General features: G+C 69.4%; 14 protein-coding genes and 1 pseudogene. 9 read left to right on the forward strand and 6 right to left on the reverse strand.

What is annotated here, in order from left to right; genetic code table 11:
* Positions 1-155: 155 nt before the first annotated feature.
* Entirely contained in the window at positions 156-536 is a 381-nt protein-coding gene (locus JWP28_RS04500) for a hypothetical protein (RefSeq protein ID WP_299540443.1), read from the reverse strand.
* Positions 537-636: 100 nt separating this feature from the next.
* Between JWP28_RS04500 and JWP28_RS04505 the strand changes: the two genes are divergently transcribed.
* A complete protein-coding gene (locus JWP28_RS04505) occupies positions 637-831 on the forward strand; it encodes a succinate dehydrogenase assembly factor 4 (RefSeq protein ID WP_299540445.1) in 195 nt (64 codons plus the stop codon).
* A 152-nt stretch (positions 832-983) separates the two neighbouring features.
* On the opposite strand, the gene pyrF is transcribed toward JWP28_RS04505, so the two are convergent.
* Positions 984-1,706 (reverse strand): orotidine-5'-phosphate decarboxylase, encoded by a 723-nt coding sequence (gene pyrF, locus JWP28_RS04510; protein ID WP_299540447.1) that lies wholly within the window; start codon positions 1,704-1,706, stop codon positions 984-986.
* 69 nt (positions 1,707-1,775) lie between these two features.
* Between pyrF and JWP28_RS04515 the strand changes: the two are divergent.
* Positions 1,776-1,847: pseudogene (locus JWP28_RS04515) on the forward strand (MarC family protein); the annotation flags it as partial.
* Positions 1,848-1,876: 29 nt separating this feature from the next.
* On the forward strand, positions 1,877-2,485 hold the full coding sequence (locus JWP28_RS04520; protein WP_299540517.1) for a MarC family protein: 609 nt from the start codon (positions 1,877-1,879) through the stop codon (positions 2,483-2,485).
* Here JWP28_RS04520 and JWP28_RS04525 read toward each other — a convergent pair whose 3' ends face one another.
* Positions 2,486-3,286 (reverse strand): SDR family oxidoreductase, encoded by an 801-nt coding sequence (locus JWP28_RS04525; RefSeq protein ID WP_299540449.1) that lies wholly within the window; start codon positions 3,284-3,286, stop codon positions 2,486-2,488. It abuts the gene before it with no gap.
* Between the two features lie 306 nt (positions 3,287-3,592).
* Between JWP28_RS04525 and JWP28_RS04530 the strand changes: the two genes are divergently transcribed.
* The 4 genes from JWP28_RS04530 to JWP28_RS04545 all read left to right on the forward strand — a co-directional run bounded on the left by JWP28_RS04530 (position 3,593) and on the right by JWP28_RS04545 (position 8,653).
* Positions 3,593-5,512 (forward strand): potassium transporter Kup, encoded by a 1,920-nt coding sequence (locus JWP28_RS04530; protein WP_299540451.1) that lies wholly within the window; start codon positions 3,593-3,595, stop codon positions 5,510-5,512.
* 3 nt (positions 5,513-5,515) lie between these two features.
* Entirely contained in the window at positions 5,516-5,848 is a 333-nt protein-coding gene (locus JWP28_RS04535; protein ID WP_299540454.1) for a hypothetical protein, read from the forward strand.
* An 86-nt stretch (positions 5,849-5,934) separates the two neighbouring features.
* The gene (locus JWP28_RS04540; protein WP_299540456.1) at positions 5,935-7,167 is read left to right on the forward strand and encodes an argininosuccinate synthase; all 1,233 of its coding nucleotides are present in this window, start codon (positions 5,935-5,937) and stop codon (positions 7,165-7,167) included.
* A 466-nt stretch (positions 7,168-7,633) separates the two neighbouring features.
* Positions 7,634-8,653, forward strand: coding sequence for a methyltransferase domain-containing protein (locus tag JWP28_RS04545; RefSeq protein ID WP_299540459.1), 1,020 nt, complete (start codon positions 7,634-7,636; stop codon positions 8,651-8,653).
* Between the two features lie 11 nt (positions 8,654-8,664).
* On the opposite strand, the gene JWP28_RS04550 is transcribed toward JWP28_RS04545, so the two are convergent.
* Positions 8,665-8,871 carry a KTSC domain-containing protein gene (locus JWP28_RS04550; RefSeq protein WP_299540462.1) on the reverse strand — a complete coding sequence of 69 codons (207 nt, stop codon included), beginning with the start codon at positions 8,869-8,871 and terminating at the stop codon, positions 8,665-8,667.
* Between the two features lie 131 nt (positions 8,872-9,002).
* Here JWP28_RS04550 and JWP28_RS04555 point away from each other — a divergent pair, with 131 nt between their 5' ends.
* Together JWP28_RS04555 and JWP28_RS04560 are read left to right on the forward strand one after the other, a co-directional pair.
* Positions 9,003-9,407 (forward strand): MAPEG family protein, encoded by a 405-nt coding sequence (locus JWP28_RS04555; protein ID WP_299540464.1) that lies wholly within the window; start codon positions 9,003-9,005, stop codon positions 9,405-9,407.
* A 113-nt stretch (positions 9,408-9,520) separates the two neighbouring features.
* Positions 9,521-10,108, forward strand: coding sequence for a hypothetical protein (locus JWP28_RS04560; RefSeq protein ID WP_299540466.1), 588 nt, complete (start codon positions 9,521-9,523; stop codon positions 10,106-10,108).
* Positions 10,109-10,111: 3 nt separating this feature from the next.
* Here JWP28_RS04560 and JWP28_RS04565 read toward each other — a convergent pair whose 3' ends face one another.
* Both JWP28_RS04565 and JWP28_RS04570 read right to left on the reverse strand, forming a co-directional pair.
* The gene (locus JWP28_RS04565) at positions 10,112-10,678 is read right to left on the reverse strand and encodes a DUF4337 family protein (RefSeq protein WP_299540468.1); all 567 of its coding nucleotides are present in this window, start codon (positions 10,676-10,678) and stop codon (positions 10,112-10,114) included.
* A 75-nt stretch (positions 10,679-10,753) separates the two neighbouring features.
* Positions 10,754-12,529, reverse strand: a complete 1,776-nt coding sequence (locus tag JWP28_RS04570) for a hypothetical protein (RefSeq protein ID WP_299540470.1) — start codon at positions 12,527-12,529, stop codon at positions 10,754-10,756.
* Positions 12,530-12,746 lie beyond the last annotated feature (217 nt).

Consider the following 12,746-nt stretch of genomic DNA (forward strand, 5'->3'; position numbering starts at 1 on the left):
CTCAGGCCCTCGTCCATGCCGGCGCGGCCGCCGAGCGCGGCGGTCAGGAGGTCGAGGGCTGCGGCGCGGGCCGGCAGGCCGGCTTTGTCGTTAGGCTGGGTTTCGCTCACCGGCGCGGCGTGCCCTGGCGGGCGCGCCAACGCAAGGGCGATCGGTCAGGCCGTCTTGGCGTCGCGCCAGCCGGAGAGCACCACGACGAGGAAGACCAGCATACCCAGCAAGGCCAGCAAGGAGCCGGCGGTGGCGCCCGCTTCAGCCGCCTTGTTTCCGGTCAGGAGCAGCGCCAGCGACGGGATCGCCACCACCACCCCGCTCGCAGACAGGGCGAAATTGATCCAGCCCAGCCGGCCGCCCTTGCCGGTGAGCGCATAGAACCCGCCCATCAGGGCCAGGGTCGCCCAGCCCATCAGGTTCAGGTGAGCGTGGGCCGTCATCATGCCGTGATCGTTGGACGCCGCCATGATCACGCCCCAGGTCATACCGCCGAGCGCGCAAAGCGTGGCGGCGCTGAAGAACGCGAGTGGAAGTCTGGGCATTTCGTGCCTCCCCCGAGGTGAAATTGAGGACGAAGAAAATCAGCGTTTGTCCAAGGACGCAATGCTTGGCCAGCCGGCGGACGGCGCTTAGATTGCGGCCATGGACGACCTCCCGCCCAACGCCACGCCCGACAAGCCGCTCACGCCCGCCGCGCGCCGGGCGCTGGAAGAGGCCGAGGCGCGCCGCGCCGCCGCCGAGGACGTCGCGAGGACCGCCGAGCAGGGCGGCCCTAAGGGGCCGGAACCGACCCGCTTCGGCGACTGGGAGCGCAAGGGCATCGCGGTCGACTTCTGACCTTCCCTTCCCATTCGTGGGAAGGGGGGACCGCCCGCCGAAGAGCGGACGGTGGGAAGGGCAAGCGGCAAGCTCGGCGTCTGAGGCTTGCCCTCTCCACCACTCGCTCTGCGGCGAGCGGTCCCCCTCTCCCGCTTCGCGGGAAAGGAAGGCTACCCCGCCTGCGCCATCTCCGCGGCGACGCGCAGGGCCGCGGCGTGGGGGTCGTTGGCGGCGGTGATCGGGCGGCCGCAGACGATGTGCGAGGCGCCGGCCTTCAGTGCGTCCAGCGGGGTGGCCGCGCGGGCCTGGTCGTTCTTGGCCGACCAGTCCGGACGCACGCCCGGCGTCACCACCAGGAAGTCGCGGCCGCCCAGCGCGCGGGCCAGCGCCGCCTCGTGCGGGCTGGCGATCACCCCGTCGCAGCCGGCGGCGATGGCCTGGTGGATGCGGCGCTCGACCAGGGCGCGGGCCTTGTCGGCGTAGCCCATCTCCGCCAGGTCCTCGTCGGTGAGGCTGGTCAGCACGGTCACGGCCAGGATCTTCAGCGAGGAAGCGCCGCGTCCGCGCACGGCGGCGGCCATCACCTGCGGCTCGCCGTGCACGGTGATGAAGTCGCAGCCCGACTGGGCGATGGCGGCGGCCGCCCGCTGCACCGTCGTCGGGATGTCGTGCAGCTTCCAGTCGAGGAACACCTGCTTGCCCTGGCCCTTCAGTTCACGGGCCAGCGCCATGCCGTCGGTGGCGAAGAGCTCCAGCCCCACCTTGTAGAAGCTCACCGCCTCGCCGAGCGCCGCGACCATGGCGCGGGCTTCGTCGGCTGTCGGCACGTCCAGCGGCACGATCAGGCGGGGATCGGCGGCGGCATGGGTCTCAGCGAGCGCGGCGGCGGCCATGCAGGGCTCCGGGCAAGAGGGCGCCAGCCGAGGTTCGGCGCGCGCAGCGATTTGGGCTAAGACCCAGGGATGATCCATTGGGACTTCGCGGTCAACTTCTTCGTGGCGCTGTTCGCCCTGCTCGATCCGGTCGGCAACGTCCCGGTGTTCGCCGCCTCCACCGTCGGCGCATCGAGCCGCGAACGCGCGCAGATCGCGTTCTACATCTCGCTGTTCGTGCTCGGTTTCCTGACCTTCTTCTACTTCTCCGGTCTTGCTTCTACTTCTCCGGTCTTGGCCTCCTGACCTTCTTCGGCATCTCCCTGCCGGCGTTCCGCATCGCCGGCGGGGTGATCCTGTTCATCCTCGGCCTGAAGATGGTCGGCGACGACTTCACCGCCAGCTTCGCCGACGCCGCAGACGCCAAGGCGGGCGACAGCCACACCTATGTCCGACGCCGCGTCGAGCAGATGATCGTGCCCTTCGCCATGCCGCTGCTGATCGGCCCCGGGGCGATCTCTACCGTGATCATCTACGCCAGCCAGGCCAAGCAGTACGGCCTGCCGGGCGCGGCGCTGGGGATCGGCGCCATCGCCGCCGTGTCGGTCGCCACCCTACTCTCCTTCCTGGCGACGCCGTTGATCAGCCGGCTCCTCGGCAAGATCGGGCTGTCGATCATCGTGCGCGTGCTGGGCCTGATCCTCTGCGCCATGGCCGTGCAGTTCCTGCTGGCCGGGATCGCCGATTCCACCCACGGCCTGATCCGCCCGGAGGCGGCGGCGCCCTACGCGACGAAGTAGCTACACCTTCCGGAACCGCGGCCCCTGCGAGGCCATCAGGGCCAGGGCCCATTCGTCGGGCACCAGCTTGGCGATGGCGGCGATGGCCTTGTTGGGCGCGCCCGGGACGCAGATCGCCCGGTTGGCCTCGACGGCCTCGTAGCCCGCGGCGGCCACCTCGTCGGCCCCCAGCCACAGCCACGGCGGGGTCGACTGGCTGAGCTGCGCGCGCGTGCCGTTGACGTCGTGGAACTCCGAATAGGTGAAGCCCGGGCAGAGCGCGCTCACGTGCACCCCGTGGCCCTCGGCCTCCAGGTGCAGGCTCTGGGAGAACCGCACCAGGAAGGCCTTGGTGGCGCCGTAGAGGGTGTGGCCGGCCGAGCCCGGGACCAGTCCCGCCAGCGAGGCGACGTTGACGATCCGCCCGAACCGCCGGTGGATCATGCCCGGCAGCACGCGGTGGGCGAGCTCGGCCGGCGCGGTCATCATCACCTGCATCAGGGCGCGCTGGTCTTCCCAACGGGTGTCGGCGTAGGCGCCGGGCAGGCCGTAGCCGGCGTTGTTGACCAGTGCGTCGACTGTGCGGCCGTGGGCGGTGAGGACGTCGAGGATCTGGCCGGGCGCCTCGGGCTCGGCCAGGTCGGCGGTGACGGTGAGCGCCTCGACGCCGTAGCGCAGCGACACCTCCTCGGCGAGCTTGTCCAGCCGGTCGGCGCGCCGGGCGGTCAGCGCCAGGTCGTAGCCGTGGCTGGCCAGGATGCGCGCGAACGCCGCCCCGATGCCGGCCGAGGCGCCGGTCACCAGCGCTAGTCTGCGATCCATCGCGGCACTCCTTCTCGCGTGCGAAACTAGGGCCGAAGCGTGGGCATTCAAGGAAAAGCGTGACCGCCCCCGCAGCCACCCGACTCGCCCTGGGGGGCGCGCGCCATTGAACGGGGTCTGGAATAGGTGTATCGCGCCCGCCGCAAGACGGCATCGGGCCGCCGCCGAGCGTGACAGCCAAATGGTGGACACCGTTTTGGCGCCCGTCGCGCTCAAAGTTTTTGGACGGAGCCTTATCCTTTCAAATGTCGCCATTTGAAAGGATAAGGCTCTGGGGAACGGAGTTTACGTTCCCGGAGATATTGGATGGCTGATCCGGCCGTGGGCGCCCTCGAGGCGTCCGAGGAGTCGCATCGCTCCCCGCATGCCGAGAGTTTCTGGGGCCTGGCGCTAGGCTCCATGGGCGTGGTGTTCGGCGACATCGGCACCAGCCCGCTGTACGCGATGCGCGAGGCGCTGCGGCATAGCCGCGCCACGGTCGATCCGTCCGTGGCCGTGCTGGGCGTCGTCTCGCTGATCACCTGGGCGCTGATCCTCATCGTGACGGTGAAGTACGTCATCTTCCTGATGCGCGCCGACAACAAGGGCGAGGGCGGCACGCTGGCGCTGATGGCGCTGGCGCAGCGGTTCGTGCCCCGGCGCTCCGGCTGGGTGCTGCTGCTGGGCATGATCGGCGCCGCCCTGTTCTACGGCGACGGGATCATCACGCCGGCGATGTCGGTGCTGGCCGCGGTGGAGGGCGTGCGCGACGCCCCGGGCGCGCCGCACGAGATCGCCAGGCTGGTGGTGCCGATCGCCGCCGGCATCCTGGTCTTGCTGTTCCTCGTCCAGGCCAGGGGAACGGCCAGCGTCGCCCGGTTCTTCGGCCCGGTCTGCGCCCTGTGGTTCCTGGTCCTGGCGGGTCTCGGCGTCTATCACATCGTCGAGGACCCCACGATCTTCCGGGCGCTGTCCCCGCACTATGGGATCATCTTCCTGGTCGATAACGGCTTCCTGGGGTTCGTCATCCTGGGCAGCGTCTTCCTGGCGGTGACGGGCGCCGAGGCGCTCTACGCCGACATGGGCCATTTCGGAAAGAAGCCGATCCGGGCGGCGTGGACCTTCTTCGTGCTGCCGGCCCTGCTGCTGAACTACCTCGGCCAGGGCGCGCTGGTGCTCCATCATCCGGGCGCGCACGTGGACCCGTTCTATCGGATGATCCCGCAGCCGATCTATTGGCCGGTGCTGTTGCTGGCCAACGCCGCGTCGGTGATCGCCTCCCAGGCGGTGATCACCGGTGCGTTCTCGATGACCCAGCAGGCGGTGCAGCTGGGCCTCTTCCCGCGCATCTCGATCCTGCGCACCTCCGAGACCCAGGCCGGCCAAATCTACGTGCCGCAGGTCAACACCGCCCTGATGATCGGAGTCCTGGTGCTGTTGTTCGTGTTCCGCACCTCGTCGAACCTGGGCTCCGCCTACGGAATCGCCGTGACGGGAGCGATGTTCGTCGACACCCTGCTGTTCTTCGTGATCGTCCGCTTCATGTGGAAGCGCCCGCTGTGGCTCGCCCTGCTGGCCTCCGGCGGCTTCGGCCTGATCGACATCGTCTTCATCTCCTCGAACCTCCTGAAGATTCCCGACGGCGCCTGGATGCCGCTCGCGCTGGGGATAGCCATCGTGGTGGTCATGTGGACCTGGACTCGCGGCGCCCAGATCCTCACCGACAAGACGCGGCGCGACAGCGTGCCCTTGATCGAGCTCTCGGAAATCCTCAAGGCCCGCGCCCCGCACCGCGCGCCGGGCACGGCGATCTTCCTGACCTCCGACGCGTCGATGGCGCCGGTCGCCCTGATGCACAATCTCAAGCACAACAAGGTGCTGCACGAGAAGAACATCGTCTTGACCATCGAGACCACCGAGACGCCGCGGGTCTCCGACGACAACCGGGTGCGTATCGAACCGGTCAACGACGACTTCAAGAAGGTGATCATCTCTTACGGCTTCATGCAGAGCCCGAACCTCCCCAAGGCGCTGGGGCTCTGCCGCAAGCAGGGTCTGAAGTTCGACATCATGGCCACCAGCTTCTTCCTGGGAAGGCGCTCCGTGGTGCCCTCGGCGCAGTCGGGCATGCCCATGTGGCAGGACAAGCTGTTCATCTTCCTGATGAAGAACGCCGCCAACCCGACCGACTTCTACAAGATCCCGCCGGGGCGGGTGGTGGAGCTCGGAACCCAGGTGACGATCTAGCCGGTGTTGGCCTCGGTCCCCTGGAGCGTGCTGGGCGCCTACGCGGGCGACGCCCTGTGGGTGATCGCGCTGACCATCATGTTCGCGGCCTCGCGGCAGGCCTGGCGACAGACCGATGGCCGCGAGCGCGTCCGCTTCCTGGGCGGGCAGGCCCCTCGCGCCGTGGCCCTGTGGCTGCTGCCGGTGGCGAGCTTCGCGGCCAGCCTGTGGCTCGCCCTGCAGGCCCGCGGCGCGCAGGAGGAGATGGCCCTGATCGTCTTCGGCGTGCGGGCCGTCTCGGCCTCGCTGCTGGCGCTGCTGCACCTGCGCTGGCTGGCCGACGCGCTCAGGCCCTGAACGCCCGCACTTGAACTTGGCCGCCGTTCGCCCTTAAAGGCGCGCGACCGCTTCCCTCCCGCCGCTCCCAGGACCCCGCCGCTCCCATGGCCGACAAGCCCGTCAAGAAGGTCGTGCTCGCCTATTCCGGCGGGCTGGACTCCTCCACCATCGTCAAGTGGCTGCAGACCGAGCTGGGCGCCGAGGTGGTGACCTTCACCGCAGACCTGGGCCAGGGTGAGGAGGTGGAGCCCGCGCGGCAGAAGGCGATTACGCTGGGCGTCAAGCCGGAGAACGCGTTCGTCGAAGACGTCCGTGAGGAGTTCGTGCGCGACTACGTCTTCCCGATGTTCCGCGCCAACACCGTCTATGAGGGCCAGTACCTGCTCGGCACCTCGATCGCCCGGCCGCTGATCGCCAAGAAGCAGATCGAGATCGCGCGGAAGACCGGCGCCGACGCCGTCGCGCACGGCGCCACCGGCAAGGGCAACGACCAGGTCCGCTTCGAGCTCGCCTACTATGCCCTGGAGCCCGATATCCGCGTGGTGGCGCCCTGGCGCGAATGGGCCTTCAAGAGCCGCGAGGCCCTGCTCGACTTCGCCGAGAAGCACCAGATCCCGATCACCAAGGACAAGCGCGGCGAGGCGCCCTTCAGCGTCGACGCCAACCTGCTGCACTCCTCTTCCGAGGGGAAGGTGCTGGAGGACCCGGCCATCGAGGCGCCGGAGTTCGTGCACATGCGCACGATCTCGCCCGAGGACGCGCCGGACAAACCCACCGTCTTCACCATGGATTTCGAAGGCGGCGACCCGATCGCCATCGACGGCCGGAAGCTGTCGCCGGCCGCGCTGCTGACCAAGCTCAACCAGCTCGGCCACGACAATGGCGTGGGCCGCCTGGACCTCGTGGAGAACCGCTTCGTCGGCATGAAGTCGCGCGGCGTCTACGAGACGCCCGGCGGCACGATCCTGCTCGCCGCCCACCGGGGCATGGAGTCCATCACGCTGGACCGCGGGTCCATGCACCTGAAGGACGAGCTGATGCCGAAGTACGCCAGCCTGATCTACAACGGCTTCTGGTTCGCCCCCGAGCGGGAGATGCTGCAGGCGGCCATCGACCAGTCCCAGGCCATGGTCACCGGCCAGGTGCGGGTAAATCTCTACAAGGGCAATGTCACCGTCATCGGCCGCACCAGCCCCTATTCGCTCTACGACCAGGAGCTGGTCACCTTCGAGGAGGGCGCGGTGGCCTACGACCACCGCGACGCGGCCGGCTTCATCAAGCTCAACGCCCTTCGCCTGCGGGTGAAGGCCCAGCGCGACAAGCGCGTGAAGGCCTAGGGGCGCCCGCGGGCGCGCCGCTGGTCCGCCGCCAGCGCGCTAGCTCGACCATACTGTCTCTTGCGAGGGCATAGCTGCGTTTGCCAGCAATGAGCCGCCTTGCCGCCCTGCAACTCAAACGTGTTGGAACGCTTGCGGTTGGGGTACTTACAGTAGATGTCGTGTGTACGACATATAATCGATTGCCTGGATATTGTCCCGCTTGTTGCCGCATGCAACTGTCTTGGCCGCGAAGCCTGTCACGACTCGGTAACATATTTGAGATGACCGAAGCGTTGCTGATCGAAATGCCACAATGTAGGTTGCAAGAATATCGAGGCTCGGGAGCATCGCATGTCTGCGTGGTGGTCCATCGTCATCCTTCTGGTCCTTGTCGGTCTGGTTCCGCTGGTCGACACATCCCTCAGGAATATCTCCCTGCTGAGGGCGCGGCGACGAGGCGGCCGCCGGCTGGGGGCGAAGGCCGATGTTTGAGCGCGTCGCCACGCTACGGGCGCCGCCGCCCGTTCTTGACTCCCTGCCCCCTTGGGCCCGGCCGGTCTTTCCGGACGGGCTGGCGCGGCAGAGCGCCGGCGTCTGGGCGCCTCTGGATTTCGAATTCACGCTGACCGAACAGGCGCGGATCAACCAGGCCGCCGCCCGACGCTCGGGCGGCACGGCGGACACGAGCCTGCATTTCGAGCATTTGCTGCACAGCGCCCTGGACGCCGGCCTGACGCCGCCATCCGAGGCGGTGGTGCTCGACCTGCAGAGCGGCGATGGGATGCGGTCGGTCGTGCCCTGGTTGCGGCTGCTGCCGCAGGCCCGGATCCTCGCCAGCGATCCGGCGAGCGTCCTGCTGGCCGGCCTCTATGGCCACGCCGCGGCGATAGGCGAGGCCGAGCGGGTGCTCTGTCTGGTGGCCGAGCCCGCTGCGGCGCCCGTAGCGCCTGGCTCGATCGACCTGGTGAGCGGCGTGGGGTGCCTGCATGAGCAGGACGATCCCGACCTCGTCCTGGCGGCGGCCGCGGTCGCGCTGCGGCCCGGCGGCCACGCGATCTTTCTCGCGCCGTTCGACGGCTATGGGGTCCTGCGCCTCGCCTATGAACGGATCTGCGCGGAGTCGCGCTTGCGGCAGGACGAGCCCCTGTCGGACGAAATCGATGCCGCGCTGCGGGTCCTGGCGCGCGATATCGCGGCCCGCACCCTGCCGGATCGATCGGACGCCGCGTTCGGACAGCTGGAGCAGAAGTGGCTGTTCGCACGCGCTTCGCTGGAGATGGCGGCCCGCGCCCTCGGCTTTCGCGATGTCCGCTTCCTGCCGCACAACGATCACGAGACGCTGTATCGCGACATGGCGCTCGTGCAGCTCCGAACGGCGACCGCTCATCCGACCGTCGAACTGCCGGGCTGGGCCCTGGCGATCCTCGACGGGTTCGACCGCGCGCTCCGCCCGCCGGTGAAGCGGCTGCTCATGCTGGACGGAACCGCGATCCTTACGCGCTAGGCGCCCGCGCGCTAGGCCTCGAGCCGGTTGAAGGGATAGCGGTCGCGCACGTGCAGCTGGAAGAAGCGGCCCTTGGAATCCGCCTCCACGAACGAGCGGTGCACTTCGCCCGGCACGCCCACGTAGACGTAGCGTTCGCCGCTACTGAAGCGGACCATCAGCTTGGCCCGCTCGGCGTCGTAGTCGATTTCACTGATCGCCGTGGACTCTACGTCCATGGGAGCCTCCGGTGGCTGGTCCTCCGCGTAAAACGTCCCGCCGCGCATGGCCGGTTCCCGCCTGGCCCCGATACATGCCAAACTGGCGGTCAAGGCGAAGCTTCGTCGGCGCCTTTTGGGGGAAATACTGCATGCATCCGCACAGCCTGGTGGCGCTCGTCACCCTTCTGGCGCTCTTGACCTACTTCTGGATGAGCACCCGCGTCCCGGTCGCGCGCCGCAAATGCGGGATCAACGCGCCCGCCATGACCGGCGACCCGCTGCTCGAGCGCACCATCCGGGCGCACTACAACACGTTGGAATGGCTGCCGATCTTCCTGGTCTCCATGTGGCTGTTCGCCATCTACTGGAACGACCTGGTCGCAGCGGGTTTGGGCGTAGTCTGGATCGTGGGCCGCATCCTCTACGCGCTTGGCTATGCCGCCGATGCGGCCAAGCGCGGCCCGGGTTTCCTGATCCAGACGTTGGCCACGGCGGTGCTGCTGTTCGGCGCGCTCGGGCGGATCGTCTACATCCTGGCGACGGTCGGGGCCTGAGGCGTGGCCGCAATAAGCTTCACGGTCGTGAAACAGCGCAACCACAATTGTGGCCAAGAGTTGTGCGGATTGGGTCACGACTTTCGAGGGATTGTTCGTTTCGAGGCTTCAAGATGACCAAGTCGACTGCGGCCTTCGTCACCGCCCTGGCGCTGGCGGCGGGACTCGCCGCCTGCCAAACCGCCACCCCCTACCAGCCCTACGTCCGCGGCCAAGCCACCTCCGGCGGCTATTCCGAGACGCGGATCGAGCCGGACCGCTGGCGGGTGAACTTCTCCGGCAACAGCATGACCTCGCGCGAGACCGTCGAGGGCTACCTGCTGTTCCGCGCCGCCGAGCTCACCCTGCAGAACGGCTACGACTGGTTCTCGATCGTCGACCGCCATACCGACCGCAATGCGCGGACCTATGTGGAGCCGGATCCGCTCTACAATCCCTGGTATGGCCCGGGCTTCGGCTACTGGCGACCGTCCTGGCGGTTCCGCGGCCGCGGCCTTGGCTGGCGCACCTGGGACCCTTGGTTCGGCGACCCCTTCTGGGCTGACCGGATCGATGTCCGGACGGTCGAGAACTTCGAGGCCTCCGCGGAGATCATCACCCACAAGGGCGCCAAGCCTGTCGGCGATCCGCGCGCCTTCGACGCCCACGCCGTGGTGGACAACCTGAGGCCACGCATCCAGTACCCCGCGCCGCCGAAGTAGCGCTCAGAGCAGGTAGGCCGCGCCGCCCAGAACGAGCCCCAGCAGGCCAAGGCCGATGGAGCTCAGCCAGAAGGTGCGGCGCCGGGTGACGATCGCCACCGTGCACAGCGCGATGCCGATCTCCAGCAGGGTGGCGGCCGCCGTCAGCCAGTGGTGGTGGCGCTCGTGGACGTGGCTGGCGGCCAGCAGCTTGTCGCGCTCGGCCTCGTCCTCCTGGGCCTGCTTCTTGAGCTCGGCCTGCTTGGCGCCCTGCTCCTTGGCCGTGCCCTGGTATTGCGCCGCCTTCGGCCCGCCGACGTCGGCGGCGATGCCGTAGAGGTGCTTCTTCAGGCTGTCGGCCTGGTACTCGCCCCAGACGTCGGTGGCCTTGTCCTGGTTCAGCACCGCTTCGCTGGCCGAGGTGATCGCGCCGCCGGCCTCCACGGTCTCCAGGCTGCCGACGCTGGCCGCCAGCACCGCCAGGACGGCGATGGTGATCGACACGCGGGAGATGAACGGGTCGTGCTCGTGGGCTGCGTGTTCGGCGTGCTCGGCGTGCTCGTGGGCTTCGAGCGCGGGATCGTGGGTCATGCGGGTCCCCTGTCGTCCTGTGGGCCGGCCGATCATCTAGCGAGGTTCGAGGCGAGGGTCGAGCGGGGGCGCCCCTCAACGCACCCGGAAGATCTGCAGCGGCTCTCCGGGCCGTGAGAGGCGCTCGAGCCACGCGGGGACGCGGCCCGCGTCCAGGGCCTTCTGCAGGCTGTCCGCGGCCAGGCCCTGGCGGTCGCTCTGCGCGGCGTGGGCGGGGCAGTTGAGGACATAGGCGACCTTTAGCGCCCGGATGCGGCGTTCGGCCTTGGCCGGCTGCGCGCCTAGCGCCGCGCGGGCTTCACGAATACCCCAGCCCATCCGATGGTAGGGCGCCTGCAGGGCGGCGTCCGGCGTGTCGGCGAGGATGTAGGGCCCTTCGTCGATCTCGCTGAGCACCAGGCCGGGGGCCAGCCGCGCCAGAGGCCGGAAAGCCTGGGTGTCGTTGCAGCGGTCGCCGGCGGACGCGGCTTGGGCCACCCGCGCCGGAGCGGAGGGGTGGCCGGCCCGGCCGGCCGCCGCGCCTGCCGCCAGTCCGGGAACCTGGGTGACGGCCACCAGCACGGCGACGGCGGGGACCATCAGGCCGGCCAGCGCGGCGTCGGCGAGGTCGACCAGCGCCGCGGCGGTCACCGGCGCGGCGAACCACAGGGAATACTGGATCGAACGGCTGGCCTGCAAGGCCATGGGGATGGAGACGGCCAGCAGCGCCCCGGTCGCCAGCCAGGCCGGATTGGCCCGCATGTCCGCCCGCCGCCCGAGCCACAGCCATCCGAGCAGGCCCGCCACCGCCGGCGCCGCCAGGTTGATCGCGGTCGGCGGGTCGCGGGCGAGCAGCGTCAGCCAGGGCGTCATCTCGCGCACGTTGGCCAGCCAGACGGCCTTGAGCTCCGGATCGACGCCCGCCATCGGCCCCCGGAGGCAGAGCGGCTCCACGGCCACATAGACGGCCCCGGCCAGGACTCCCACGACCGCCAGAACCCCAAGACGCCCCAGCCGGCCCCACCGCTCCCCGAGCGCCGGCGCCAGGCAAAGGCCCGCCCCCGTCACGCCGAGGCCGGCCGCCAGGTTGACCGCCAGGGCGTCGCAGGCCGGCAGCAGCCAGCGGTCGGGCGGTGTCTGCAGCGCGCCCAGTCCCAGGGCGCCCAGCCCCAGCGCGGCGCCATAGGCGACCAGGACGCGGCCGGGACTTCGCCGGAACGCCCACGAGAGGCCCATGGCGACGCCGATCATCGCCGCGAACGGCAGGGCCTCCAGCCCGACGGCGAGACCCAAGGCGGTCGCCAGGCCGCAGAGCGCGCCCCAGATGGCCGCCGGGCGCTGGGTCGCCGCGGCCAGCGCCAGCAGGCAACAGGTGATCTGGATATTGTGATGGTCCACCCGACCGGGCTGGAACTCGCCGGAGGCATGCAGGCTGAGCGCGGCGGTCACCATGCCCAGGAACACCGCCCGTCCGCCGCCCAGCCGGCGCGCGATCAGCAGCACGGCGACGGTCAGCGGCAGGATCCAGAGCACCGGCCAGATCAGGCGCATGGCCATCTCCGCCCGGTCTATGGGCAGAACGCTGGCGAACAGCTTGAGCAGCACCGCCTCCGCCCCGTCCACCAGCCGCGACCAGTGCGTGTAGAGCCCGGTCGGCGGCTGCAGCCGGCTCAGCCTCTGGTCGAACCAGCCGCGCCCGGCGACCAGGTCGCGGACCATGGTCAGGCGCAGCGCATCGTCGGTGTCGCCCACCGTGCGGAGCAGGCGCGGCCAACTGACCACCGCCGCCGCGCAGGCGATCAGCCACACGATCGACGCGGCCGCCGCCAACCGGCGCGGCGATGAATAGTCGGGAATGGGGGAAAGCTTCACGGCCCGGCCGTGACTTCAGCGCTGCCTTCGACCTGCCTGGACATGGCCTGCGCCGCACACTCGAGTTTGCCGCCCAGCAGGATTTCAGGTCGGCGTTAAGAATGTTTGATCGCGCCCGCCCGACCCTGGCCGAACGACCCTGGCCGAACGACGAGAGCCGCCGACCCAGGGCCGGCGGCTCATCGTTGAACTATCGCGGAAATTTGGAGCGGGCGAA

The organism is Phenylobacterium sp., assembly GCF_028290885.1.
Classification (GTDB): domain Bacteria; phylum Pseudomonadota; class Alphaproteobacteria; order Caulobacterales; family Caulobacteraceae; genus Phenylobacterium.